Consider the following 23,945-nt stretch of genomic DNA (forward strand, 5'->3'; position numbering starts at 1 on the left):
GGTATTTGCCCTGTTCATGGGCTTACAGCCGGTCGATGGTGTGCAACCTGTCCACAGGTAGTCCACGTACTCGGGCACGGCGATTCATAGGCGTGAGCGCGGCATTCCTGACCGTCGCATCCGTCTCGTCCACGGCCCGGACTCGATACGATCTGCCTGACCGGAGGAGGCGAACTCACTCATGAAGGCCTGTCGGGCTGATTGACTGCTTGAACCCATGATGGGGGGCGCTCACGCTCCGGCGCAGCACCGCGCTCAAGCATCTCAAGAAGAGGACGGGTCGTGCCAAAACCGTGGATGACGGCTGAGCAGTGGGACAGCATGATGCGGGCCATCACCGAGTCGAAGTACCAGCTGCTGCTGGGTGCTGGCGCCAGCCTGGACTCGGAGGGGCCGCTGGGGCGACTGCCCGGCGGCTGGAACCTTGCTCAGGAGATGGCCACGGCGTTTTCGTTGCCTGGCAATCCGCGCGGCAACCTGCGCCAGGTCTTCTCGATGGCGAGGTCGCGCGTCACGGCGGACGGCCAGGACGTTTTGGCCTACATGGCGGACCGCTTCACCAACTGCACCGCACCATCGTGGTACGCCGACCTAGTCTCCATCCCTTGGCGGTACATCTGGTCGTTGAACATCGATGACTCGGTGGAGAACGCCTACACCAAGCAGTTCACCGACCACTCAGCCAAGGAGCTTGTCTCCGTCTCGTGGACGGACTCTCACCGGGTGCCCTCGGGCCACCAGGCCATCCTCGTCCACCTGCACGGCGTTGCCTGGGCGAAGAAGATAGACGACCTCGTCTTCGACATCTCGTCCTACTTGTACGCGGTCGCCCAGCGCCACCGCTGGCACAGCATCTTCGCCGACAGCTACCTGGAGACGCCCACCATCATCTTGGGCGCCAGCCTCAACGACGAGCTGGACCTGGAGAACGTCCTGGAGAAGGGGCGTGTGGAGGGCAGCTCCGAGCCCTCCGTCATCGTCATGCCGACGATCGACGAATTCGACAAGGAACGCTTCCGTGAGTGGGGTCTTATCCCGGTCGAAGCCACGGCCGAGGAGTTCCTCGCCAGGGTCCGGGCCAGCTGGCCAGATTACTTCCAGCAGGCCGATGTGTCGGCAGACAACCCTAGTCGCATCAACCCCAACGTTCTGAGCTTCCTAAGCCAGTGGCATCCCATTCGCACGGGCGCCGAGTACCGCCTCGACGACCGGCATGACTTCTACGCCGGGCACGAACCCCTATACTCTGACATCTTGCGCGACCTCGACGCACAACGCATTTTCACCGACAGAGTTTTCCGCGAGGCGATCTCGGACGAACAGCAGAAGGTCATCTGCCTGACCGGTTCCGCGTTCACAGGGAAGAGCACAATAGCTTTGCGGGTCGCGAGGAAACTTGTGGAGCAGAACTGGACGCCATATCTACTCGACCCCGAACTACGTCCGTCCCGGGAAGCCACCCTGTGGTGGCTTAGACAGCATCCAAGGACCTTCCTCATTGTAGAAGGCGCTGCCGACTTCGCTGGCGACCTCGCCGATATGGCTCTGTGCGCCAAGGAGCGGGGCATCCCCTTCAAGCTGCTGGCCGTGGAACGGCGTTCGCGCGCCCGGGAGGTGCGCCGTAGCTTTACGGGCGTGGGGTTCGCCGACGCCGAGGTCTCCGACAAGCTGAAGGCTGTGGAGATCGAGGCTCTGATTCGGCAGCTCAAAGAGCACGGACGGCTCGGCATCGTGGCCGACGCAGGCCACGACGAACAGGTCCAGTACTTCACGCAGAAGCACAGCAGGAACCTCTTCTCGGCGATGTCGAACCTAGAGGAGGCCGACGGGTTCCGCATAAGGGTTAAGACAGGCTACTCGCGCCTCAGGAGCGAGACCGAACGAGCGGTTTTCCAGGCTGTTTGCATCACATCCGCCCTCGGATACGGGTTGCCAATGGGCGCTGCGGCATCCGTCTGCGGACTGTCGGCGAGCGAGCTGAACGCCCTGCTGCACTCAGAGTCGGTGCTCGCCGACTTTATCCGCGTCGCAGGGGGCCGCCTCTACCCGCGGCACCGGGCATTTGGGTCATACATGCTGGAGAGTTCCTTCAGCGCGCAGGAGAACTACGACGTCACCCTGAAACTCGCCCAGCACTACGGCGTCCAGATCTCCCCGGCCGCCATCGCGTCGCGCACGCTCGCCTACCGTATGGTGCGCCAACTCCTCGACCACGAGGTGCTGACTGCGTGGCTGGGGGCGGAACGCCTGGACGCCTGGTACGAGGCACTACAGGAGGCATACGCCTGGAACGCGCGGTATTGGGAGCAGCGTGCTCTTGGGGCGAGTAAGCGAGGCCGGCATGCTCCGGCCAGTTCGTTCGCCCGGCAGGCCATCGCCCAGCACCGTGACGCGTTCGCGCTGAATACGCTGGCCACAGTGCTCTTCCGAAGGTACCTCGCCGAGGACGGGCCAGAGCACAACAGGACGGAGAACCTGCTGGAGGTGGCAGCGTATTTGGAGGAGGCGCGCGCCATGGCCGCCGAGGACTCGGAGTACCCGTACATGACCTTCTTCAAGTACACCCTCAAATGGGCTGATCGGGCCAAGAAAGCAAACGGGTCCATCGACAAGCGTATCCAGCGCCGGTGGAACGACTGGATGCACCTGGTCAGTATCTCCCCGATCACGCGTTCGTCGGAGGTCAGGGACCAGTTGCAGTCATTTCGTAGGAAGTGGCTTATGTTGGCCTAAGGGCCGTCACCTCCCGGTTCGAGTCGGCCCGCGCTCTCCGGCGAGATCGCGGGCTCCGAGTCGAGAGCGGCCCGGCACAGCGTGGCCTGCACGTCCGTGTAGGCGAGCAGGTAGACGACGCGGATGCGCGATGCCGCGTGGGAGCGGAAGTAGCTCACTGTCGCGCCCAGCAAAGTATCCACGGTCTTGCCGAGGTCGCTGTTGCCGCCGCCGGTTCCGAGGAGCGGCAGCACCACCGAGCGCAGCGGCTCGCCAGCGGCGGCCAGTCGGTCCACCTCGGTGAGGACGTTGCGCACGCACCGCTCCAGGTCGATGACCTGCCGGTACCCCGAGCCGGGTTCTCCCTCTACGGCGGCGACATGCAGGATGCGCTGGACCTGGTGGCTCTCCTGCAGCTCTCCTGGCCCCGTGACCAGAACGGATCCCGCCGTCACATGGGAGCGGCCAGCCATGTGCTCGGCCAGCTCCAGGGCGATGGTGTCGTGTACCAGATGGCCCGCAGTATCCCGGCAGCCGCCGTGGTACCGGATCGTCGCGGAGAGGGTGGGTTCGTCGACGCGTGACATCTCCATCCGCGTGTTCTCGGAGTTGACCCACACGTCCGTCCCCAGCACGTTGGCGATGTTCCCGGTGATCATCCCGATGCGATGGCGCCGGTCGCCCTGCAACGGCAGCTCGTACCGGGTGCACTGCAGGACGGGCCGCGGAGTGTCCTCCGCCGGCCGCTGCTGCGACAGTTGCCTGCGCAGCGCGGTGTTCTCCCGGGTCGCCTTCTTCAGCTGCGCCGAGATCTGGTCCAGGGGCCGGGTCTTGTTGAGCCATGTGAACGACGCCAGCAGGAAGAAGGCGGCGAAGCCGGCCGCCCCGCTGATCCCGAAACCCAGGGCCCGGCCCTCGGTCATCGAGTCTGGGAAGGCGGAGAACAGGAAGAGGGCTGCGGCCAGGGAGTACAAAAGGACTACCGGAAGCTGGAGAGAGTACTGCCGCCCGGCTCGGTCTGGCGCGGAGGACCAGATGTGCAGGGCGATGCCGGAGACACAGAGGGCGGCAGTGATGGAAAGCTGCACCGGACTCATCGGCTCCGACTCCTCTTGGTCGCGTCCCTGAACGGTCGATCGTTGTGCGAGGACAGCCCGTCTTGCCTCCGAGCATATGCCTCGTTACGGAGGACCAACTCGGAAGAACATACTCAACTGCCGTAACTACGGCGCCCTTTGCTTATCCGTGGCTCGCACCGGAGATCTGATCGCCATCCATGCTCGTTATCGGCGCGGCTGTGCGCTGCGTCGCTCCGGAAAAGGTCCGCTGCCCCGACCGTTGCACGACCAGCCGCAGGCCCCGCGCGACCGTCCCCAGCACCAACCTGACCAGGAGGCCTGAGGCGGTGGTCCGGGCTGCGGAAAAGGGTCTGGGAAGCCGGCGTCTCAGTACCTGTGGAGGCGTGCCACCCTGCCTCATGGCGAACGCCAAGCATGTGTGCCTGAGGGCGAGCTAGGCGAAGGAAGCCCGGTCCCTCGCGCAACTACCGGCCAGTGTTGGGGCCTCCTGGAGTCACGGTCCAACCCGGCTCCGGAGGGCGGTGCCGCTTGGGTCGACACTGCTGGTCAGAGCGCCCTAGGGCTTTTGGGGAGCACATCCTGTCCACGAATGGTCCGCAGCTTCGGCTCTGGTCGATCGGGCAACGTAGCCAAAGGCGCGGCCTTGATTCACAGCCATCACGGTAATTACTACCATTTCCGGCAATAGGGCTAAAAAGGATGTGAGTGCTCATTTGGCCACTGCGATCGCACTGATCCCTCGGGGCTGCCATCATACGATCATGAGCGTTCAGGACGACCAGCGCGAGAACCAGATGATTGATCGGTTCAATCTCGAAGTCCCGGAAAATCGCAGGAGGTCAGACATTGATGCATACCTGACCGTCGATGGGCAGACCGTTCCCTTTGAACTTAAATCTGCTACGAGTAAGGGTGTTTCGACCGTTCGCGACCTGGGTCCCAATCATTTCGCTAAGTGGAAGAACATTCATTGGCTCTTTGGTGTCTATGACCGCACGGGTACTCGCCTCCTGCACAGCTACTATGGTTCGCCAGATGACATGGCTCCTTGGATCACGGAGAAGGAGAGGTACGTGGGCCCCGACGTCGAGCTGGCTGAACACGCCATGAGGGGCGTCTCGGCTGACTCGGTCATCAATCTCCTTGGCGAGAAAGAGTTCTACACCAAGGAGGAAGCCAAGTGGATTATGAAGAATCAATGGACGGCTGCGCGGTACCTGGAAGCGGCGGACCTGTCAGCGGGTAAGGAGCTCGGTTACTCGTTGGATCGCATGGTAGAGCTCATGCGAGAACGCTGCTATTACGTGATGTCTCGCGGCGCCACTCTGAATAATCCACACATCCCACTATCCTACATTCAGAATATGCCCAAAATCACCACAGAGCCGGCAATCGAACTGCGCCGACTTGTTCGTGACTACTTGGCTAGTTCATGACTACTTAGACAGTACGTCGAGAACAGACGAGGCCATCGCGTAGGCGAGCGGCGGCGGTACCGCGTTACCGATCTGCCCCAGTGCCATATACGTAGCACCCACAAAGGGCCAGTCTTCGGGGAATCCCTGGATGAGAGCGATATCCGGTACGGACAGACGGAAGTGGCCGTTCTTAGCCACGAAGGCGCGCGCTGAAGCGCGGTCTGCGGCCACTCCGTTGGGCCAAATTTGCAAGCTTTCGAACTTGCGTTGGGCCGCTACGCTGTTAAGGATAGACGTCGTATGACGCGGGCCGGTTAGGCTGCTCCGAATGGTCGGTGACAAGTCGTCAATGCCGATGTTCGGCAACCCCAATGCCTCTCGGAGACCCATGCAGCGGCTTCCGCCTGTGATTGATGCATCTCCCCAGTAGTGAGTAGGCTCAGGGGCATGCCAAGCATTAGACATTTTCTTCGTGCGAAAACCGACAAAGAAAACGCGACGCCTGACCTGCGGCACTCCGAAGTCGCTTGCCTGAAGGATCACTTGCTGGATGTGGTAGCTGCCCGACAGTGGCGCCAGAATACTTTCCGATACGTACTGTGAGAACTTGGGACTTGCAAGTGCCGGAACGTTTTCACCGATGAATGCCGCGGGTCGGATTTCCTTGACCGCCCTGACGAATTGTGGCCACATGTCGCGTTCGTCGAGATGACCTTTTTGGCGTCCAGCGTTTGAGAATGGCTGGCACGGAGGTCCTCCATGCAGCAGGTCCACTTCCCCGCGCCACTGCTTGAAGTTGACGCCCCTCACATCACCGTCTTTTTCTCCGCTGAAGACGGCCCATTCGCTACGAGCTTTCCGGAGAGTGTCGCCAGCTTCCGGCATAATCTCGAATGACGCTGTGTGGGCGAAGCCGGCGCGCTCGACTCCCAAGTCGAGTCCTCCGCCGCCACTAAACAAGGAAAGGGCGCTTAGTCCTTGCCCGTCGCGTTGCGGCATAAGATTCAGAGGATGGAAGTTCGGAACGTTGACTTCATGAATCGGATCCGGTCCCTCGCCGGCGAGTGCTGAGCGCCGTGCTTCCCTGGAGTCCCGCGACATCTTGCGGAACTTCTCCCTTTGGGCCTCCGTCAGATCACGAGGCTGATGGAAGGGCGAGGTGCTGGGGATCCTGCTGGGTACGAACGGTCCCGCGGCCTCCTCGGACTGAGTAGGGGGCTCGAAGAGACTGTGCTGCTGGGTGGGACGCTCGGGCATGCGGTGCATCTTACGAGATGCGCGAGTCTTTGTCAGCTGTGTGACTCCAGAGTGCTGTGACCTGCAGTTATATCCTCTCCACGTGAGGGCTATCGAGCTCACGAACCGGGAGCCGGTCCCTAACGGCTTCCTTGACCCGGACGGCCGCCTCGTCCGGATCCTCGTGCTCCCAGATGCGCAGCACAAGCCATCCTGCTTCGGTAAGCCTCAGGTTGGTATCTCGGTCACGCTCCCTGTTGCGCCGTACCTTTTCTTGCCAATATCCGGAGTTTGTCGCTGCGACGGTGTGGTGATCTGGGCAACCATGCCAGAAGCAACCATCGAGGAAGACCGCTACTTTGGCCCGTGTGAAGACAAGGTCTGCTGTGCGCCTCAGAGAGGGCAGCGGGCGAACGGACACTCGATACCTCAGCCCCAACGCGTGCACAGCCCGGCGCAAGGCCAGCTCTGGCCTGGTGTCGCGCGAACGATTGGCTTGCATGGTCGCGCGTGCCGCATCGCTTGAAGCCCAGGAACCCAGTGAACCGCTCACAGCTTCACTGTAGTACGCGCATCGGTCCGCGCGGTGCGGTCGTGCACTTGCGCACGCGCTTAAGGGATGGGCTTCCCTCAGGCCGCCACTGGGTAGTGAGCCGGCGGAGGATCGATTGGGTCGATCGCTCTCCTGAAGTGCCATGCGTAGGTCATGATGCTTGGATGAGCGGCTGGCTTCGAGAGCTATCTAGTCATGGATTTGCAGTGATGGACAGGGGCACTACGACAGACGTTGCTCGACGGCTTGGCCAGCCAAGCGGGCCACAGGTCTTGACGCCACGTGACAGCCTCGAAGGCGATCGCTGGAGTCTTTCGGGAACGTACGGCTTGGGGTCTTTCCCTTGGCATACAGATGGCGCTGTGTCGTCCCACCCTCCAAGGTGGCTTTTGCTTCGCGCCGTTCACGTATCTGGGCGTACATCCACAGAACTCTTGGAACCTAGCCAGGATCTCGTTGCCGGAATGGCCCGGACCGTTTTACGAATCACTAACCGTAGGCAGCAGGTACGTTACTCGCCAGCCGCTATACCTAATGGGGCCCGTTGGCGAGTAAAATGGGATCCGCGCATTTGCATTCCGCGTGGTGCTGTAAGTGTCAATGACATGGAAAGGCAGCGCCCGTCGGCCGTGATCGAGTGGCTGGACCAACGCCTCTTGATCATAGACAACACTCGATTGCTTCATCGGCGCCCTCCCGTTAACGCGAATATGGAGCGAGTCTTGGAGCGAACCTACGTTTGGGGGAATGATGTGGAGTTTCGATAACTTCCTGGGTAAGGCTCAGTTGTACTTCAGTAGAGCCGCCGGGCATCCCCATGCTGAAGACGACGAGGTTGCGCTTTGGATCCTGCTTGGTCTCGAGTTCCTCCTTCGTGCGCCTTTGGCGAGGGTGAATCCGACCTTGCTGGCCGACCCAACGGGCGACTCGATCATGCATGCCGCCGGATATCACACAAAAAATCCAAAATCGATTCAGGCGTCGGGCGTGCTTTCTCGGCTCACTCTAGTGATCCCCGAGTTTGCAGAGAGGGAAAGTGAGGCCAAATTCCTGATCGGGTTGCGGAACGAGGAGTTGCACAGTAGTGAGTCTCCCCTGGCGGCTGATCAGGCTAAATGGCTTCCCCGCTTCATTAGAGTTGCAGACACTCTGTGTGGGCATCTTGGACTTAAAACGGAAGATGTGGTTGGAGCGGATATCGTCGCGCATGGACGAAGCCTTGTCGACGTAGAAGACAAGAAGCTGGCTCACGAAGTTAAGACACGCCTTCAGGCGGCTAAGGAGTTCTTCTCAAGGCTCAGGCCGGACGAAGTGCAGGCTCGAATTAAAGCTGCTGAGAGTCCAGTTGGTCGAGATGCCCTCACGCGACGATATCTCGACTCAGTCTCACCGGGGTCGGGGCAACTTGCCTTCGAGCGAGTTTCTTGCCCTGGCTGTGCAGTTACAGTGCCATTGCGCCTCGAATCTGTTCGGACGACAAAGGAGTGGCTGGAGGGAGATGAGGTAAAAAGCGAAATTGTGTGCATTGCGCGACAGCTTCTCTGTCCAATATGCGAACTTAGCCTTGTGAGCACTGCGGAACTTCGCCTGGCCGACGTTCCCCAACAGTACGTTATTGAGCGGAGTGAGGACTTGCTGGAGCGGTATTCCGGTGGATTCGAGGATGATTACGGGAACGACTAAATGCGGTGTCGTGAGCGTTAGGCGAAGAGGTAGCGAGCGGTACAGCGAATGAGGTCGGTGTAGCGACTTTGGCCGGGAGCTGCTTTGGCGCGAGTGATCATGGCCCCGTAAGCTTCCGGCGCGTCGGGCAGTCTGTGGACCTGCCCGCTAAAGCACGACGTTGGGGCCATGATCTTCGAGGCTCGCGCCAAAGTGGCTGGCTAAAGTCGCGGAGCCGACCGCCCCAGCCACGGCGGGTTTCTCCCCCGCTCATGGCCGCGTCCGCCGTCCGGCCGGTGGCCCGGTGGGTGATCAGCGGGCCGTGCGAACGCCCGCGTATCTGGCAGCGTCGGCCCGCATGCCGCCGCCACCGCGATCCGGCCTCTTGCGGTAACACAAAGCGTCTTTGACCTGTCCCGTTGGGGATCATCGTTCGTTCCCCGTGCCCGTGTTGGAATGTGGCCGCTGCGGGCGGCGACGGGCGGGCGGCGACGTGCGCCGGTGGCGAAGACATGGAGGCGGCGCGGCGGCGACCGGCCGGCGCCGCCGCGCTTGGCGCGGCCCTCGGTTTGATCCGACCTACTGGTGTGGGCAACCGGGTGGAAGGGTGTGACGTGGCCCCGGAGCGTTGAGGTCGAGCTGCTGTTGATCTTTTCCATTCCTGAGGCCGGATCGTGGTGACGGTGGTGTGCTGGCCAGCGCGGTCGTTGATTGGTTGGACGGAGCATGCGGCGGTCGGGTTGGCGATGATCGACAGGCGCCGAATGTCCGCCGTACGAGCGAGCGCGGCGAGCCGTGATGATGTGGAATCTTTCACCCCATCAGGTCTTGGAGCGTCGAGCCTCAGGCTGTCGGTTGCTCGCTCTACTCGGCTACGTTTCCATGCATGACGGTAAGTCCCTACTGCCGAGCGGTGAGCGTCAACGGGCAGACATATGCGGATCCTTCGGAGGATTTGCTCTACGAGCTGATGTATGACTTCGAGCTACCACACAATGGCTACCTGATCGTTGAAGGGTCCGGCGATGATGGCTGGTACGTGGTTGCTGCTCTGCTCGAAGACGGTACGTACGAGGTCAGGTTTCGCGACCCTATGCGTCGCGTATATCGGGTCCAGGCCGGGGCGCGTCTGCCCGAGATCGTCAATGACATGATCGTCTGGATCACGGACACAGCACGCTTTCATACGGCGCGAGCGGCTCAGGCTCAGCATATTTGGCTTGATTGATGTAGGGAAAGTCTGACCGCAAGGCTCTCTTGCAGGGCTCATGCTTGGCTGCTGCCATGTGTGGAGGACACGCATTGGGGGCGCGGGCCGATGAGCGATCTCACGGTGAACCCGTGGAAGCGGCACGGCAAGGATCGGCTGTATGTGAACCTGCCGGACGGGACCACCGTCGCGTGGGCGGATCGGCTGACGAAGGTCATCACGATCAAGGTGGTGAAGTACCGGGATGAGGCCGTGGCGTTGCTGCGCAAGCACCTCGGGGACTCGGTGAGTGTCCGGTCTGAGGAAGCGCGCCCCCGCGCGGCTTCTGAATCGCCGCCTGCGCCACCTCCACGGCAGTCGGCCGATACCAGCCCGCCCCGGCGTCGTCAGCCTGTGGCTCTGCCCGAGCTGACCGTCGCCGATGACCTGGCAGAGAACCGCCCCGGTGCGGTCGTCCTTGAGACGATCGCTGCACGAGGTCCGTCGGCAGTCAAGAGGTTGTGGACTCGGGCGCTGCGGCGGTCTTCGGAGTGGGATAGTTGGTACGTCGGGCTCGAAGGCGAACGCCGTGTGGGTCGGGAGCTGCAACGACTCTCGGCTAGCGGGTGGAAGGTTCTGCATGGCGTGCCCAAGGCCAACGGCGGGGACATCGATCACTTATTGATCGGCCCTGGTGGGGTGTTCACCATCAACACCAAGCACCACCAAAACGCTTCGGTCTGGGTCGGCGACACCATGGCCAAGGTCAACCGTGGTCAGCCGGTCCCGTACGCGGCGGCCAGTCAAGCAGAGGCTACCTATGCCCAAGAGGTGCTGGAACGACACTGTGGGTTTCCCGTTCCCGTCGAACCCGTCCTCGTCTTTGTCGGCGTCGCCACGTTGCAGCGTGCCGTGACGCAGTACACCGTGCGGATCTATCAGGAGCGCGAAGTGTCGGCGCTGGCGCCCCTCTCGGGCAAGCTCACGGATGAGCAGGTCGAGCGGGTTTACGGCGTTGCCCGGCACCGGAGGGCATGGCTGCGTGGGTGAACCGTCTTTTGCTGGCCCATCGCGGCCGGCGGACCAGCAAGACGGGACGCTTCTAGAGGACAGCACTCCGCTCAGCCAAGGCGCGCAGCGGCTCGGGGATACGCGGCTCCGAGAGCTGGATCAAGTCGCGGATGACCTCGCGAGCCAAGTGGTGGTCGTGAATCTGCTCGGGCGCCAACGCCTCGGCCTCCAAGAGCGCGGCTGTAGCCTCACCGACGTGTCGCCGCTGCGCGTGTGCTCGCGCCACGTCAAGCAGGAAACGTGACTGCCGCTCATGCGAGAGACCTGACGCGTCAACCTGCTGGGCTACCTCTAGTGCAAGTCCTGCGTCTCCCAACTCCACGGCTGTGCTTACGGCGTGAATCTCGACATTCGTCGGACCGAACTCCGTGTCGAAGTCGTTGCGATCCCCACCCAAGCGCGCCGCCACTTCGCGCGCTCGCTCGATGTGCTCATGGGTCCGCCCACGATTGCCCTCCCTCGCGTTGATCACTGCGAGGACGAGATTCATAGCGCCGAACAGCGACAGCTCTTCCGGTGGACACGCTGAGGCCTCGGTCCGCGGCCCCATGACGGTTGCAGCAGATTGTGCTGCCTGCTCGGCCTGCTCCATGTGCTGCTGTCGCATGAAGGCGTGCGCCATGCGGAACAGGCTCGAGACAACCTCCAGCGGCTGCCCTGCAAGTTCGGCCGCCTGCAGAGCGCGGTCGGCCGCCACCCATGCGGCATCCGCCTGGTCTTGCCGGGTGAAGCTCGCCGCCGCCACTTGGTAGGTCTTGGCGCGTAGGGCATGGAGCTCTGCGCGTTCGCCTGCCGGCGCGTGACGTACTGCGGTCTCGATACTGGGGAGGAGTTTGGCGAGATGATCGCTCAGCGCCGCGTAGCTCGATGCGTGCACCAGAGTCCATGCCTCGGCTACCTGCTGACGGAACTCGGTAAGCGACGGGGTCGGTTCCGCGGGGGGCTGGTGGAAGAGGCTGCCTAGAGCGGGGTGACCGGTAAGGGCTACCCGGAGGCCGTCGAGATCGTTGCTACTCGTCTGCTCCTCTGGTTCTGCTTCCTGCGCCGGGGCTGCGTCTGGCCGTAGTTCACGCACAGGAGCGTTGAGCGCATCGGCGAGAGCTTGGAGAACTGACAGACGCTCGACGGGCTGTACGCCTCTCTCGACCTGCGAAACCCAGCTCTCAGAGCGGCCCATGGCGGCAGCGAGGTCACTCTGTGACATGCCCGCAGCGCGGCGCAGGTCCTTCACCCTCTGACCGAGGGACTTGGTATCGGAAGCCGTCACTTCTCCGCCCCTGTGGGGTACTTGCCGGCGTACGGCTGAAGGCGGTCAACCTCGGTCTTCTCGACGTACTTGGAGCGCTCGGCGAGAAAGTGACGAGTGTGAGGCTGACGCTCGTGCTCCTCGAAAGCGGCGCGGTCGGCGTAGAGCTCGAAGAAGATCCGCTCATTGGGTGAGCCCTCTACCTCATGGCACGCATAGACCAGCGTGCCGGGCTCGTGTGCTCGGATCCCCGCGGCGGTCTCCTGGATCAGCGCGTCGAACGCCTTGCCCGCACCGTCGCGCAGCGTGAAGCGTACGAATAGCCCATAGTTGGCCATTTCTGCCTCCTTCTCGTCGCACTCAGTGTCGCAGACTCGGAGTTCTCCTACTAGTCACAGTTTTTCTGTTGACCCGCAGTTTTTCTGCGAGTAGCTTCGGGGGTGTCGCACCAACAAGCTGCCCCGGGCCACGTGCCATCCGCCAAGATCACAACGCAGCCCGGGGCCGATCCCAAAAGGGAGACTCCATCATGCGTCAGATCCCCGTCGACACGTCCGCGATGACGGTCATGCTGATCCAGGCTCCGGAGAAGAAGGTCAAGAACCGGGAGACCGGTGAGATCGCCGTCGACAAGCAGTCGGGCCGGGTGCTCTACAACGTCAACGTCGCCGTGATCGTGGACGGCCGTCCCGACGCGGTGACCGTCGTGGTCGCCGAGGACGGCATTCAGCCCGACCTCATGCCCGGCCTGCCGGTCGAGCTGCCCGGGTTGATGGCCCGACCGTGGGAGAACGACTTCGGGCACGGCATCTCCTACCGCGCGATCGCGGTCGCCGCGAAGGAACTCACCCTGGCCGGCTCGAACGGCGAGGCCTGACCGCCATGCGCGCACTGCTGCTGATCGCGTTGGCGGTCCTGGTCGGGCTGGCGCTGCTGCTGCGGTGGCGCCGCCCCGCCTGGTACTGGATGAGCTTCGGTGTCGTCCTGGCCACCCTCAAGGTCCGCCTGCGGTACGCGTCCGTGATGGACGCCTGTGACCTCACCGTCCCCGCCTCCCGGCTCCGGTTGACCCTGGCCCGCTGGTTCAACTGGGAGATCCCGCGCCAGCGCGTGCCCCGGCTGATCTGGATCAGGCCCACGCGGACCGGCCTGCGGCTGCGGATCCGGATGCGGCCCGGACAGGACGCCTTCGACTACTCGGCCGCGGTGGACCGGCTGCGGCACGCCTTCGGCGTCCACCAGGTCACCTCCCGCGAGATCAAACCGGGCACCGTCGAGATCTCCGTGACCGGCTACGACGTCCTCAAGCGGGTGCAGATGCCGGCCCGCACCGACTCCGCCGCGCTACGGATTCCGATCGCCCTGTGTGAGGACGGCTCGGTCCACTACCGCGACTACCGAGAGGTGCCGCACTCCGTCACCCTGGGCGCGGTCGGCTCCGGCAAGTCCGTCACGCAGCGCCGGGTCATCAGGGAACTCGCGCCGCAGCGGGTGGCGTTGGTCGGGATCGACTGCAAGAACGGGGTGGAACTCGCCCCGCTGGCCCGCCGGTTCTCGGGCCTGGCCGACAACGCCGACGATGCCGCCGACCTCCTGGAAGCCCTCGTGGCCCGCATGGAAGGGATCTACCAGACGATCCGGCGTGAACAGCGGATCAGCGCGGACACCCTGGATGCGGAGATCACCGCCGACATCTGGGGCCTGCCTGACCACCTGCGCCCGGTACCCGTGGTCCTGACCATCGACGAGATCGCCGAACTGGCCCTGTTCACCACGACGAAGGAGAAGAAGCGCCGCGAGCGGGCCGTGGTCGCCCTCGTGCGGCTGGCCCAGCTCGGCCGTGCCGCCGGGATCTTCGTCGACATCTACGGGCAGCGCTTCGGCTCCGAACTCGGCGACGGCATCACCATGCTGCGCGCCCAGCTCACCGGCCGGATGTCGCACCGCGTCAACGACGAGACCAGCTCCAAGATGGCCTTCGGCGACGTCTCCCCACACGCGGTCTTCGCCGCCACCCAGATCCGCAACGACCGCCCCGGCATGGCCGTGGTCGGCTACTCCAACGGCGAGTGGACCCGCATCCGCTCCGCCTACACCTCGATGCGGGAAGCCGTGACCGCCTGCAACAGGCACGCGCACCTGACCCCGGACCTTCCCGAACTGGCCCGCTTCCGCCCCCTGGTCGACCTCGCGCCGGTCGAGGCGCCCTCGGTGGCCGAAGCCGCCTGATCACTCCTGCTCCACGGTCGGCGTGACCGCCTTCGCGCCAGGTCCCTACCCGAGCCATGCCCGAAAAGGAGATCACCCGCCATGTGCCCCAAGTGCGAGGACTTCGCCCGCACCGTGGTGATGCTCGGCCAACTCGCCCTCTACGCCGACACGTTCGGCGCCGACCAGAACTTCGTCGACACCGTCGGCCCGTGCCTGGCCGCATCGCTGCCGGAGCCTCCGCCCGGCCTGTTCCCGCCCGGCTACGACCCCACCGACGGCCCCGACTACCCCGGCGAGGGGTGGACGCCGTGACCGCCCCGAAGAAGACCACGACCCGCCGCAAGACGACCCCGGCAAGGCGAAGCCCGAGCCGGTGAAGTGCCCGGACTGCGACGGCCACGGCGAGATCACCGAAGCCGTCAAGGTCGGCACCCGCAAAGGCCGCCTCACCGGCGACCACCAGACCGGCCTGTGCCTCACCTGCCTCGGCACCGGCCAGGCCGCCGACTGAACCCGCCGGGACGGGGCGGCCGGGCACCGCTCCCCGCCCCGTTCCTGGCCCAACCACCTGCGAAGGGAGGTGAAGACCGTGCGCCGCGCTCTGTATCACCTGGTCCTGGTCCAAGCCGTGATCTCCGGTGCCCTGTCCTTCTCCCACCTGCACGACCTCGCCCAGGCCGCCGGGCAGACCGGGTGGAAGGCCTGGGCCTACCCCGTCTCCGTCGACCTGCTCATGGTCGCCGCCTGGCGCCGACTGCGCGCCCAGCGCTCAACGCTGGCCTGGTGCTGGTTCCTGACCGCCCTCACCGCCTCGCTGGGCGCCAACGTCGCCACGGCCGGCTTCCTCGACATGCAACACCCGCCCGCCCTGCTCCGCCTCGGCATCGCCGGCTGGCCCGCACTCGCCTTCCTCGGCGGAACCCTGCTCGCCCACGCCCCCGAACCGCCGCCGGCGCCCCTATCGGAGCCTGTCGCCTCCGACGTGGACGTCGACCGCGCACCGGAGCCGGAGCCCGCCGAGGTCCCTCCGGTCAACGACACCCCGGCTCTCCCCGCCGCCGACCCGGCGCCCGTTGAGCCCGTCCCGGCCGTGCCGGTACCGCCCGCCCTGGTCGCTCACGCCCGCAAGCTCGCCGACGCCCACCACGCCCGCACCGGCCACCCGATCGACGCGGATACCCTGCGCGCCCGCCTCGGCGTCCCCGCCCCCATGGCCGCCGCCATCACCGCCCAACTCACCTGACCAGAAGGGACATTGACCGATGGGACACCGGTTCTTCCTCTTCGAACGCCTCCAGCGCTACGGCCCCGTCGAGATCGGCCGCGCCCTCACCCGGAGTGGCGAAAAGGGCTACCTCGCCGCCTGCACCGCCGACCAGTGCGGCTGGTCCGCCGAATACACCAACTACGGCCCCGCCTGCATGGCGGCAAAGGGACACCGCTGCCAGATCACCAGCAAGTACGAGAACCGACGGAGGTAGCCGTGTCCGTGCCGCTGTGGCTCTTCATCACCTGCCTGGCCGTGGTCGGCGTCAAGACCCTCCGGCCGCCCATGTGGCTCGTGATCGTCCTGCTCGTCGGCGGCTACCTCCTCGCCGACAGCCTGCTCGCCCCGCTCCTCAACCCATTCGTCAAATAACCAGCCCCGGAAGGGAGTTCACTCATGTTCCAGCCGAAGATCCCGGTCATGCCGACGCCCACCCGCGCGGCCGCCCCTCCCGCCGTCGTCGAGCCGGCCAGCGTCGTGCCCGGAACGCAGACCCCGCCGCCCGTCCCGGTGGCACCGGTGCCGTCCCGGCCGGTCGTGCGGCTCTCCCCGGGCACCGTGCTCGCCCTCGTCGGCGGCGGCACGGCTGTGGTCCTGGTCGTCGGCGCCGTCCTCGTCTCGCTGCTGCTCGCGGTCGCCCTCACCGGTGCCTCGGTCGCGGTGTGCACCGTCGTCGTCCGCTCGATCCTCGCGACCGACAGCCGACGCTGACCGGCCCCCGGAGCGGTCTCAACCGCCAAGTCTCGTCCGCTCCGGGCGCCGTCCCCTGTCCGAACCAACGATCCGGAAGGAACCACCATCATGCACGGCCCCACCCCGGCCACGCTCACCCGCACGCGGATCTGCCCGGACTGCGACGGCTTCGCCACCGCCGCCATCACCTCCGGCGTCCGCCACGACGACGGCTCCCGCGTCCTGCTCCGCGTCGACTGCCGTGTCTGCCACGGCACCGGCAGCGTGCCCCTGCGCCCCCGCCTGACCACAGCGGACCTGGAGGTGGCGGCGTGAACACCTTCACTGCCACGGCGCACCTGCAGCCCGACACCCATTCCGTGATCCGTGTCTTCGACGGCGTCGAGCACGCCAGTGGGGCACCGTTCGTCAGCCTCCGGGTCGGCAACGGCGACGTCGACGTCGTCTTCATCGCCGACCTGGGGACGTCCGATGCCCTGCGCGCGCTCGCCGCGGTGGCGACCGAGGCCGCCATGGTTCTGGACACTCTGGCAGGTGCGCGATGACCCGACTCTCCGCGACCTCGCGTGCGACCTCCATCCACCTGTTCTGCGGCGCCGGGGGAGACTCCGACGGCTTCCGCCGGGCCGGCTTCGACGTGGTGCTGGGCGCCAACCACTGGGACCGCGCGGTGGAGACCCATGCCGCGAACTTCCCCGAGGCCGAACACCTCTGCGTGGACCTCGACCACTACGACATGCGCCGCCTGCCCAAGGCCCGCGTCCTGGTCGGCTCCCCGATCTGCACCGAGGGCAGCCCCGCCGACGGCATCCGCCGCCCCAAAGCCGCCCCCAGCGCGGGCCAGCTGGACCTGTTCGAGGACGGCCCGATGGCAGATGCCGCGTGGGAGCGCACCAGGGCGACCGCCTACGACATCCTGCGCGCCACCGAGGTCCACGACTTCGATGCCGTGGTGTGTGAGAACGTGCCCCGCTTCGCCACCGCCTGGCCGCTGTTCGCCTGGTGGCTGCACGGCATGGAGATCCTCGGCTACCGCCACCAGATCGTCTCGGTCACCGCCGCCCACATCGGCGACGACACCAGCAACCCGCGTGCTCCGCAGTGGCGCGACCGTATCTTCATCGTCTTCACCCGGACCACGATGCGCGCCCCGGATCTCGCGGTGCGCCCGCCGGCCTGGTGCCCGGTCTGTGAGCGGGACGTGCTGGCGGTGCAGTCCTGGCGCAACGGCCGCACCATCGGCAAGTACCGCCAGCAGTACGACTTCCGCTGCCCCCACCCGGGCTGCCGCCATCGTCTGGTGGAGCCCTACGTCCGCCCCGCCGCATCCGCGATCAACTGGGCCGATCCCGGGACCCGGATCGGCGATCGCTCCACGAAGGGCATGCGCCCGCTGGCGGCCTCCACCCTGCGCAAGATCCGGCTCGGTCTCGACAAGCACCGCACGCCATCGGTGATCACCGTCAACCACGCCGACACCGGCGACGGACGCGCCTTCCCCGTCCTGAGCGCTCCCTTGCCCACCCGTACCGTGCGCATCGGTGACGGTCTCGCGATCCCGCCGCTGCTGGTCCCGGCCGGTGGCAGCTGGAACACGGATGCCGCCCCGGTCACCGTGCCGATGCGCACCCGCACCACCCGCGACAGCGAAGCGCTCCTGTCGCCCGCCCCGTTCATCACCGAGCACCGCGGCGGCGGCTCCACCACGCGGGCCATCGACGACCCGCTCGCCTCGATCACCGCCGGGGGCAACCACCACGGCCTGGTGATCCCCTACCGCAGGGGCGGACCGACCACCACCGGTAGCCCGCTGCACACCATCGCCACCCGCGAATCCGCCGGAGTCGTCCTGGGCACTGCTACCGACGCCGTCCCGCCACAACTTGCGGTCGACGACTGCTACTTCCGGATGCTCTCGCCGCGCGAGCACCTGCGCGCCCAGCGCTTCACCGACGACTACACCGTCCTCGGACACGGCGGCGAGCAGACCAAACAGGCGGGCAACGCCGTCCCCGCCAACGTCGCCCAGTGGATCGCCACCGCCCTCCTGGAGGTGCTGTGATGACCACTGCCCCGGAGCACGCGGAGGTGCGGGGCCTGACCCTGTGGCAGCCCTGGGCGTCCTGCATCGCCTACGGCACCAAGCGGATCGAGAACCGGCGCTGGGCCACCGACTACCGCGGCTGGCTCCTCCTCCACGCCGACGCCACCCTCGACCCCGCCGCCAAGTACGCGGTCATGGCCCGCCCCTTCCTGAGTCGCCCGCAGCCGACCGGCGCCGTCCTGGGCTGGGCCCTCCTCGACGACTGTCACTCGGACGACGGCATGTGCACCCTGTGGTCCGCCCCCGGACAGTGGCACTGGCACCTCTCCGAGGTTCACCGCCTGGCCCGTCCGGTGTCCTGGCCCGGCGCCCGCGGCCTGTGGACCCCGTCCTCCGATCTGCTGGACCTGGTGCGGGAGGCGGCCCGTGCCTGACCTGCTCACTGACCCGTTCGCGCTCCGTGACCTGCTGCGGGTGGCCTCCGCCCCTGACTTCGAGCGCTGGCAGCACCAGATCCACCGCACCGGCGGCTGCAGCGACCCCGTACACCTGCGCGGCTGGACCACCCGCGTCGACAAGAGCACCGGCGAGGTCCTGCACCGCTACACCACGCACGGGGAACCCGGTGGCCGGCTGCGTATCGCGTGCGGCAACCGTCGTGCCTCGCGCTGCCCGTCCTGCGCCTGGACCTACGCGGGCGACACCTACCACCTGATCCGGGCCGGGCTCGCCGGGGACGACCGCCGCGACATCCCGGCCGCGGTGCGGGATCACCCGCGGGTGTTCGCCACCCTCACCGCCCCGTCGTTCGGTCTCGTCCACAACCGTCCCGACCACGGACGCTGCCGCTGTGGCCGGCGCCACCGCGAGGACGATCCCGCCCTGGGCACCGCCCTGGACCCGGACACCTACGACTATGCGGGCGCGGTGCTGTTCAACAACCACGCCGGTGACCTGTGGCAGCGCTTCACCAACCGGCTCCGCCGCGAGATCGCCGCCCGCGCTGGCCTGACCCAGCGGGAACTGAAGGAGGTCTGCCGCCTTTCGTTCGGCAAGGTCGCCGAGTTCCAGAAACGCGGCGCCATCCACTTCCATGCCGTGATCCGCCTCGACGGACCCGACGGCCCCGAAGATCCCCCGCCCGCCTGGGCGGGCACGGACCTGCTCACCGACGCCATCCACGACGCCGTCCGGCACCCCTACACCCGTCTCGACCTCCCCGCGGCCGGCGAGCAGCCCGCACGCACCTTCCACTGGGGCCGCGAACTCGACGTGCGCCCCGTCAAGGCATTCGGGGACGGCTCCGACCTGACCGAACAGGCCGTCGCCTCCTACGTCGCCAAGTACGCCACCAAGGCCGCCGAGAACACCGGCACCCTCGACCGCCGCATCGCCGAACTCGCCGACCTCGACCGCCACCACGTGCCCGACCACGCCCGCCGCCTCATCGAAGCCTGCAAGCACCTCGACCCGCTCTACCCGGACCGGCGGCTGTGGGCCTGGGCGCACATGCTCGGCTTCCGCGGCCACTTCTCCACCAAGTCCCGCCGCTACTCCACCACCCTCGGCGCACTGCGCCAGACCCGCGCCGACTACCGCGCCGCCCAGGAACGTGCTGCCCTCGGCCTCGACGAGGTCGAGCCGGACACCGTCCTCGTCCTCGCGGACTGGCAGTACGCCGGTCACGGCCACACCCCCGGCGAATCCGCCCTGGCCGCATCGATCGCCCACGACATCCAACTCAACCGAGAAACCGCCCGCGAAGCCTTGCAAGACCAACTCACCCGGGAAGGAGCGTGAACGTGAAAGACGAGATGCTGACCGTTCGGGAGATCTGCAGTGAGCTGAAAGGCATTTCGCGCCGAACCTTCTATCGCTGGCGGGAGTTGGGACAGGCGCCGCAGGCATTCAAGTTGCCCAACGGAGAACTGCGGGTGTGGCGTAGCGATTTCGACGCCTGGCTGGCCGCCCGAGAAAAGGCGACCGCGTGAAGTCACTTGACGTCAAGATTTGGGGTGTCCGGAAGAGGAACACCAAGAAGGCGTCCTACGACGTCAGATGGACCGTTGGCGGAAGTGTCTTCTCCGAGCAATTCCGCACCAAGGGGCTTGCCGATCATTACCGCGCCAAGCTGCTGCGCGCCGCCCATGCGGGCGAAGAGTTCGACACAACAACCGGGCTGCCGGACTCGATGGTCGAGAAGGCAGCCTCGATGACCTGGTACTCCTTCGCCCTGAAGTACCTCGCCATGAAATGGCCGCACGCTGCGCCCAACACACGTGATGGGATCAACGAGGCGTTGACTGCCACAACGATGGCGCTTCTCGACGAGCGCCCGGGGCGGCCGGCTGACGAACTGCTCAGGAAGGCGCTACGTAATTGGGCGTTTGTTCTCCCCGGCCCTGATGACCGCCAGCCACCAACGGAGATCGCGAACACACTGCACTGGGTGGCCAAAGCCTCTCGCCCGCTTTCAGATCTTGCCGACGCCGCGATAGGACTCGCCGTGCTGGACTCATTCAAACTCAAGCTCGACGGAACGGCAGCAGCGGCGGCAACGGTCCGACGGAAACGGCGCACACTCGTCAACGCGGTGCATTACGCGGTAGACCTGGGCGAGTTCAAAGAGAACCCGATCACGATGCTTCGCTGGAAGAAGCCAAAGGTCGTCAAGGAAGTCGACCCCCGGGTGGTGGCCAACCCTGAGCAAGCCCGCGCTCTGCTCGCCGCGGTTTCGTACGTCGGTGGATACAGCCGGGCCCGCGGCCGTAGGTTGGTCGGGCTCTTCGCGTGCATGTACTACGGCGCTCTGCGACCGGCCGAAGTCCTCGGACTCGCCGAAGCAGACCTGAAGCTCCCTGAGAGCGGTTGGGGGACAGCACTGTTGCACCGCACCCGCCCTAGTGTGGGCAGGCAGTGGACCGACTCTGGGCAAACGCACGACGACCGTGGCCTGAAGAACCGGCCTGTGGAGGAGCTCCGGCTCGCACCCATCCCGCCTCAACCGGTCACGATCCTCCGGGAGCACCTAGCCACCTTCGACACCGCACAGGACGGACGCCTGTTCACCAGCGAGCGCGGGGGAGTGGTCGCCTCGTCCTCGTACTACCGCGTGTGGCAAGAAGCGCGGGCGCTGGCGCTCCCGCCGGCCGTAGTCGCCTCCCCGCTGGCCGCCCGACCCTACGACCTTCGGCACTCGGCGCTGTCGACGTGGCTGAACGCCGGCGTGGACCCGACCGAGGTGGCTGAGCGCGCGGGCAACAGCGTCGAGGTCTTGCTGGGCCGCTACGCCAAGTGCATCGACGGTCGCCAGGAGATCGCCAACCGGAAAATCGAAGAGCTGTTGCGCGAGTACGAGTGAGGTTGGCTGCGTCTGCCCTGAGCTCCTGGAGTTCCGGGGCCTCCTCGTGGCCGAGGCACGTCGTGGCACTCTGTGCCTGTGCCCTCTTCCTCCGATGATCTGCCAAGAGTCCTGGCCACATGCTGGCTGTACTGGATGGTCGTACCCACGGGCGACCAAGCGGGGGTCATGGAGACGATGGGGCTTGCCCAGTCTCGTCCCGTGACGTTCGCCGAGGCCGAGGAGATCATCGATGATGACGGCCATGGAGAGTCCGAGAGCAATCCGGATGGCATGTCGCGCGTGTACGTCAGCCCGGAACTCGACGGGTGGACCTTGGTCATCGGCCCGTGGTGCGACCCGTGTGACGCTCAGCGCAGTGATGATGTGCTGCGGTTGTGTCAGGACCTGAGCGTCCGCTACGGGCAGGCCCAGGCGTACTACTACGGGTCGCAGGGCGATGGTTCGGCCTGGCTCGTGGCTCAGGACGGCATCGTGCTGCGGCGCTACTGCGAGACCGGTGAAGCCGAGGACGCCCACCTGACGCTGGGAGAGCCCCTGCCTCTCGAACGGGCTCACCGCGAGCGACTTGGCTTGCCGGCGGTATGGGACGAGGCGACGGAATCAGATGAGGACGAGGACGAATGGAAGTGGGCCGCGTTCCACCTCGCTCCCGAGATCGCTGCGGTTCTGGGCGTCAGCCCGTTCAAGCTGACGGCGGACACGCGTGTTGAGGGTGCCGGGGTCATCGCTCTCACTCCACACGCGGCAGCGGCTCCACCCCAGTCCTCCTGTAGTGGCGTCGCGGTTGAACCGTCCGCCTGATGGCCTTTTGAGGCGCGGCTGTGGACTCCTAGGCGTCGACCCGGTCCATGGCCCACGAGGGTTGGCCTTTTCCGAGGGCTGACCTGCTGCGATGCCTCAAGATCCTGTCCACAAATAGTCCACAGGGCCCGACATAGGGCCGCTCAGAGCGGCATACGGCTGCACACGGCTGCAGATACGCAAAGACCCCGGCCTCAGCGTCTCCGCTGGTGACGGGGTCTTGGGCACCTCATACAGGGTGCCCCCGGCAGGATTCGAACCTGCGCACACGGCTCCGGAGGCCGTTGCTCTATCCCCTGAGCTACGGGGGCGTGTCTGCTGCGCTGTGTGCGCGGCGACGGGTAGAACCCTACCAGCTGATCCGGGGTGTTCATGAACGGGTTTTCCGCGGTGCGAGCAGTGCCAGCACCTCGTTGCCGCGCCCCGGTTGTGCCACCCGTGCGGTCCGTCGTCGCCCTTTCGACGCCGCCCGGTGCGGCACACCCTCCGTCACCCCCGGGGCGTCAGCAGCGCCGCACCCTTTGACCGTCAAGCCATGATCGACCTAACCCTCGAGCCGCCCATCAACCGCTGATCCCCGGAACCGCCGATTCCCGGCCGCCCCTCAACCGTGAACCCCGCGCTCGCCGCTCTGACACCGGCCCACGATCGCCCCAGAACACCGGCCCACTGCCGCCCCTCCCGTACCCCCGCCCCGAACACACGCACGCAGTCGCGCCCCGCATACCCCACAAGCCCGCCTCACCCCCGCCGCAACCAACCCTCACCCACCCCCAACCAGCCCCCCACCGCCAACCAACCCCCACCCCCGTCCCCCGCCCGAGCCAGAAACAGGGAAAAGCCGGACGCGGTGGCCGGTCCCGACCTACTCTCGAGTTGTGCCAGGCGCGTCGGGTCGGGTGCTTGTTGTGGACGACAACAAGGTCATCCGGCAGCTGATCAGGGTCAATCTCGAGCTGGAGGGTTTCGAGGTGGTGACCGCGGCTGACGGTGCCGAGTGTCTGGATGTCGTGCATCAGGTGCGTCCCGACGTGGTGACGCTCGATGTCGTGATGCCCCGGCTTGACGGGCTTCGTACCGCCGCCCGGCTGCGTAGCGACCCCCGGACCCGTGATCTTCCCCTGGCGATCGTCAGTGCCTGCACTTCCTACGAGGTCGACGCCGGGCTGGACGTGGGTGTCGACGCCTTCCTCGCCAAGCCCTTCGAACCTGCCGAACTCGTGCGTCTCGTACGGCAGTTGATCGAGCGGCGGTGCAGCGGCGGGAGCAGGGGAGAGAGCGGTCAGTCCGAGGTCGGGAGCGTGCTCGGCGTCGGGGAGGCCGAGCGGGCCGGGCGCGGCGCCGGCGGCTGACGCCCGCGGCAACTCCGAGAGATCCCTCGGTTGGATTTCCGTCCAGC

At 65.9% G+C, this 23,945-nt stretch carries 27 protein-coding genes and 1 tRNA gene; 22 read left to right on the forward strand and 6 right to left on the reverse strand.

Features of this window, described 5'->3' with window-relative positions:
* The first annotated feature begins 297 nt into the window (after positions 1-297).
* Positions 298-2,733, forward strand: a complete 2,436-nt coding sequence (locus ACIBN2_RS16650) for an SIR2 family protein (protein ID WP_399135096.1) — start codon at positions 298-300, stop codon at positions 2,731-2,733.
* On the opposite strand, the gene ACIBN2_RS16655 is transcribed toward ACIBN2_RS16650, so the two are convergent.
* Positions 2,730-3,809: a hypothetical protein gene (locus ACIBN2_RS16655; protein ID WP_399135098.1), complete on the reverse strand. Its 1,080-nt coding sequence runs from the start codon at positions 3,807-3,809 to the stop codon at positions 2,730-2,732. The two genes, ACIBN2_RS16650 and ACIBN2_RS16655, sit on opposite strands and share 4 nt — an antisense overlap.
* 743 nt (positions 3,810-4,552) lie before the next feature.
* Between ACIBN2_RS16655 and ACIBN2_RS16660 the strand changes: the two genes are divergently transcribed.
* Positions 4,553-5,227: a hypothetical protein gene (locus ACIBN2_RS16660; RefSeq protein WP_399135099.1), complete on the forward strand. Its 675-nt coding sequence runs from the start codon at positions 4,553-4,555 to the stop codon at positions 5,225-5,227.
* Here ACIBN2_RS16660 and ACIBN2_RS16665 read toward each other — a convergent pair whose 3' ends face one another.
* Both ACIBN2_RS16665 and ACIBN2_RS16670 read right to left on the reverse strand, forming a co-directional pair.
* The gene (locus ACIBN2_RS16665) at positions 5,228-6,466 is read right to left on the reverse strand and encodes a DNA cytosine methyltransferase (RefSeq protein WP_399135101.1); all 1,239 of its coding nucleotides are present in this window, start codon (positions 6,464-6,466) and stop codon (positions 5,228-5,230) included.
* 67 nt (positions 6,467-6,533) lie between these two features.
* Positions 6,534-6,986: a very short patch repair endonuclease gene (locus ACIBN2_RS16670; protein ID WP_399135268.1), complete on the reverse strand. Its 453-nt coding sequence runs from the start codon at positions 6,984-6,986 to the stop codon at positions 6,534-6,536.
* A 759-nt stretch (positions 6,987-7,745) separates the two neighbouring features.
* On the opposite strand from ACIBN2_RS16670, the gene ACIBN2_RS16675 reads away from it, so the two are divergent.
* From ACIBN2_RS16675 to ACIBN2_RS16685, 3 genes are all read left to right on the forward strand, one after another.
* Positions 7,746-8,681 (forward strand): hypothetical protein, encoded by a 936-nt coding sequence (locus ACIBN2_RS16675; RefSeq protein WP_399135102.1) that lies wholly within the window; start codon positions 7,746-7,748, stop codon positions 8,679-8,681.
* Between the two features lie 865 nt (positions 8,682-9,546).
* Complete coding sequence (locus tag ACIBN2_RS16680; protein ID WP_399135103.1) at positions 9,547-9,888, forward strand: hypothetical protein; 342 nt, start codon at positions 9,547-9,549, stop codon at positions 9,886-9,888.
* A gap of 90 nt (positions 9,889-9,978) precedes the next feature.
* On the forward strand, positions 9,979-10,899 hold the full coding sequence (locus ACIBN2_RS16685; RefSeq protein ID WP_399135105.1) for a nuclease-related domain-containing protein: 921 nt from the start codon (positions 9,979-9,981) through the stop codon (positions 10,897-10,899).
* 52 nt (positions 10,900-10,951) lie between these two features.
* Here ACIBN2_RS16685 and ACIBN2_RS16690 read toward each other — a convergent pair whose 3' ends face one another.
* Both ACIBN2_RS16690 and ACIBN2_RS16695 read right to left on the reverse strand, forming a co-directional pair.
* Positions 10,952-12,151, reverse strand: a complete 1,200-nt coding sequence (locus ACIBN2_RS16690) for a helix-turn-helix domain-containing protein (RefSeq protein WP_399135106.1) — start codon at positions 12,149-12,151, stop codon at positions 10,952-10,954.
* Between the two features lie 32 nt (positions 12,152-12,183).
* Positions 12,184-12,504, reverse strand: coding sequence for a putative quinol monooxygenase (locus tag ACIBN2_RS16695; RefSeq protein ID WP_399135107.1), 321 nt, complete (start codon positions 12,502-12,504; stop codon positions 12,184-12,186).
* Positions 12,505-12,695: 191 nt separating this feature from the next.
* Between ACIBN2_RS16695 and ACIBN2_RS16700 the strand changes: the two genes are divergently transcribed.
* The 16 genes from ACIBN2_RS16700 (at position 12,696) to ACIBN2_RS16775 (ending at position 22,546) form a co-directional block, all read left to right on the forward strand.
* A complete protein-coding gene (locus tag ACIBN2_RS16700; RefSeq protein ID WP_399135109.1) occupies positions 12,696-13,043 on the forward strand; it encodes a hypothetical protein in 348 nt (115 codons plus the stop codon).
* Positions 13,044-13,048: 5 nt separating this feature from the next.
* Complete coding sequence (locus ACIBN2_RS16705; RefSeq protein WP_399135110.1) at positions 13,049-14,395, forward strand: FtsK/SpoIIIE domain-containing protein; 1,347 nt, start codon at positions 13,049-13,051, stop codon at positions 14,393-14,395.
* 81 nt (positions 14,396-14,476) lie between these two features.
* Positions 14,477-14,689, forward strand: a complete 213-nt coding sequence (locus ACIBN2_RS16710; RefSeq protein WP_399135112.1) for a hypothetical protein — start codon at positions 14,477-14,479, stop codon at positions 14,687-14,689.
* Between the two features lie 61 nt (positions 14,690-14,750).
* Complete coding sequence (locus tag ACIBN2_RS16715) at positions 14,751-14,888, forward strand: hypothetical protein (protein WP_399135113.1); 138 nt, start codon at positions 14,751-14,753, stop codon at positions 14,886-14,888.
* A 78-nt stretch (positions 14,889-14,966) separates the two neighbouring features.
* The gene (locus ACIBN2_RS16720) at positions 14,967-15,620 is read left to right on the forward strand and encodes a DUF2637 domain-containing protein (protein WP_399135114.1); all 654 of its coding nucleotides are present in this window, start codon (positions 14,967-14,969) and stop codon (positions 15,618-15,620) included.
* Between the two features lie 19 nt (positions 15,621-15,639).
* Positions 15,640-15,858 (forward strand): mobile element transfer protein, encoded by a 219-nt coding sequence (locus ACIBN2_RS16725; RefSeq protein WP_399135116.1) that lies wholly within the window; start codon positions 15,640-15,642, stop codon positions 15,856-15,858.
* 2 nt (positions 15,859-15,860) lie between these two features.
* Positions 15,861-16,016 carry a hypothetical protein gene (locus tag ACIBN2_RS16730; RefSeq protein WP_399135118.1) on the forward strand — a complete coding sequence of 52 codons (156 nt, stop codon included), beginning with the start codon at positions 15,861-15,863 and terminating at the stop codon, positions 16,014-16,016.
* A gap of 24 nt (positions 16,017-16,040) precedes the next feature.
* Entirely contained in the window at positions 16,041-16,355 is a 315-nt protein-coding gene (locus ACIBN2_RS16735; protein WP_399135119.1) for a SpdD-like protein, read from the forward strand.
* Positions 16,356-16,445: 90 nt separating this feature from the next.
* Positions 16,446-16,652, forward strand: coding sequence for a hypothetical protein (locus ACIBN2_RS16740; protein WP_399135120.1), 207 nt, complete (start codon positions 16,446-16,448; stop codon positions 16,650-16,652).
* A complete protein-coding gene (locus ACIBN2_RS16745) occupies positions 16,649-16,882 on the forward strand; it encodes a hypothetical protein (RefSeq protein WP_399135122.1) in 234 nt (77 codons plus the stop codon). The genes ACIBN2_RS16740 and ACIBN2_RS16745 overlap by 4 nt, the downstream gene beginning before the upstream one ends.
* On the forward strand, positions 16,879-18,399 hold the full coding sequence (locus ACIBN2_RS16750) for a DNA cytosine methyltransferase (RefSeq protein WP_399135123.1): 1,521 nt from the start codon (positions 16,879-16,881) through the stop codon (positions 18,397-18,399). Before ACIBN2_RS16745 ends, ACIBN2_RS16750 begins: the two co-directional genes overlap by 4 nt.
* The gene (locus ACIBN2_RS16755) at positions 18,399-18,815 is read left to right on the forward strand and encodes a hypothetical protein (RefSeq protein ID WP_399135124.1); all 417 of its coding nucleotides are present in this window, start codon (positions 18,399-18,401) and stop codon (positions 18,813-18,815) included. The genes ACIBN2_RS16750 and ACIBN2_RS16755 overlap by 1 nt, the downstream gene beginning before the upstream one ends.
* Positions 18,808-20,181: a replication initiator protein RepSA gene (gene repSA, locus ACIBN2_RS16760; protein ID WP_399135126.1), complete on the forward strand. Its 1,374-nt coding sequence runs from the start codon at positions 18,808-18,810 to the stop codon at positions 20,179-20,181. Before ACIBN2_RS16755 ends, repSA begins: the two co-directional genes overlap by 8 nt.
* A gap of 14 nt (positions 20,182-20,195) precedes the next feature.
* Positions 20,196-20,372 carry a helix-turn-helix transcriptional regulator gene (locus tag ACIBN2_RS16765; RefSeq protein WP_399135269.1) on the forward strand — a complete coding sequence of 59 codons (177 nt, stop codon included), beginning with the start codon at positions 20,196-20,198 and terminating at the stop codon, positions 20,370-20,372.
* Complete coding sequence (locus ACIBN2_RS16770) at positions 20,369-21,742, forward strand: tyrosine-type recombinase/integrase (RefSeq protein WP_399135127.1); 1,374 nt, start codon at positions 20,369-20,371, stop codon at positions 21,740-21,742. The genes ACIBN2_RS16765 and ACIBN2_RS16770 overlap by 4 nt, the downstream gene beginning before the upstream one ends.
* A 201-nt stretch (positions 21,743-21,943) precedes the next feature.
* Positions 21,944-22,546, forward strand: coding sequence for a hypothetical protein (locus ACIBN2_RS16775; RefSeq protein WP_399135129.1), 603 nt, complete (start codon positions 21,944-21,946; stop codon positions 22,544-22,546).
* 239 nt (positions 22,547-22,785) lie between these two features.
* Here the strand turns inward: ACIBN2_RS16775 and ACIBN2_RS16780 are convergent.
* Positions 22,786-22,857 (reverse strand) — tRNA-Arg (locus tag ACIBN2_RS16780).
* A 588-nt stretch (positions 22,858-23,445) separates the two neighbouring features.
* On the opposite strand from ACIBN2_RS16780, the gene ACIBN2_RS16785 reads away from it, so the two are divergent.
* Positions 23,446-23,898, forward strand: coding sequence for a response regulator (locus tag ACIBN2_RS16785; protein ID WP_399135270.1), 453 nt, complete (start codon positions 23,446-23,448; stop codon positions 23,896-23,898).
* The last annotated feature ends 47 nt before the right edge of the window (positions 23,899-23,945 follow it).

The organism is Streptomyces sp. NPDC050534 (genome assembly GCF_044457745.1).
In the GTDB taxonomy this organism is placed as follows: Bacteria; Actinomycetota; Actinomycetes; order Streptomycetales; family Streptomycetaceae; genus Streptomyces.

Bases quoted from the DNA above. Each gene is read 5' to 3' on its own strand.
- ACIBN2_RS16650 (WP_399135096.1), top strand. From the start codon at position 298: ATGACGGCTGAGCAGTGGGACAGCATGATGCGGGCCATCACCGAGTCG.
- ACIBN2_RS16655 (WP_399135098.1), bottom strand. From the start codon at position 3,809: ATGAGTCCGGTGCAGCTTTCCATCACTGCCGCCCTCTGTGTCTCCGGC.
- ACIBN2_RS16660 (WP_399135099.1), top strand. From the start codon at position 4,553: ATGAGCGTTCAGGACGACCAGCGCGAGAACCAGATGATTGATCGGTTC.
- ACIBN2_RS16665 (WP_399135101.1), bottom strand. From the start codon at position 6,466: ATGCCCGAGCGTCCCACCCAGCAGCACAGTCTCTTCGAGCCCCCTACT.
- ACIBN2_RS16675 (WP_399135102.1), top strand. From the start codon at position 7,746: ATGATGTGGAGTTTCGATAACTTCCTGGGTAAGGCTCAGTTGTACTTC.
- ACIBN2_RS16680 (WP_399135103.1), top strand. From the start codon at position 9,547: ATGACGGTAAGTCCCTACTGCCGAGCGGTGAGCGTCAACGGGCAGACA.
- ACIBN2_RS16685 (WP_399135105.1), top strand. From the start codon at position 9,979: ATGAGCGATCTCACGGTGAACCCGTGGAAGCGGCACGGCAAGGATCGG.
- ACIBN2_RS16695 (WP_399135107.1), bottom strand. From the start codon at position 12,504: ATGGCCAACTATGGGCTATTCGTACGCTTCACGCTGCGCGACGGTGCG.
- ACIBN2_RS16700 (WP_399135109.1), top strand. From the start codon at position 12,696: ATGCGTCAGATCCCCGTCGACACGTCCGCGATGACGGTCATGCTGATC.
- ACIBN2_RS16705 (WP_399135110.1), top strand. From the start codon at position 13,049: ATGCGCGCACTGCTGCTGATCGCGTTGGCGGTCCTGGTCGGGCTGGCG.
- ACIBN2_RS16710 (WP_399135112.1), top strand. From the start codon at position 14,477: ATGTGCCCCAAGTGCGAGGACTTCGCCCGCACCGTGGTGATGCTCGGC.
- ACIBN2_RS16725 (WP_399135116.1), top strand. From the start codon at position 15,640: ATGGGACACCGGTTCTTCCTCTTCGAACGCCTCCAGCGCTACGGCCCC.
- ACIBN2_RS16735 (WP_399135119.1), top strand. From the start codon at position 16,041: ATGTTCCAGCCGAAGATCCCGGTCATGCCGACGCCCACCCGCGCGGCC.
- ACIBN2_RS16740 (WP_399135120.1), top strand. From the start codon at position 16,446: ATGCACGGCCCCACCCCGGCCACGCTCACCCGCACGCGGATCTGCCCG.
- ACIBN2_RS16750 (WP_399135123.1), top strand. From the start codon at position 16,879: ATGACCCGACTCTCCGCGACCTCGCGTGCGACCTCCATCCACCTGTTC.
- ACIBN2_RS16755 (WP_399135124.1), top strand. From the start codon at position 18,399: ATGACCACTGCCCCGGAGCACGCGGAGGTGCGGGGCCTGACCCTGTGG.
- ACIBN2_RS16765 (WP_399135269.1), top strand. From the start codon at position 20,196: ATGCTGACCGTTCGGGAGATCTGCAGTGAGCTGAAAGGCATTTCGCGC.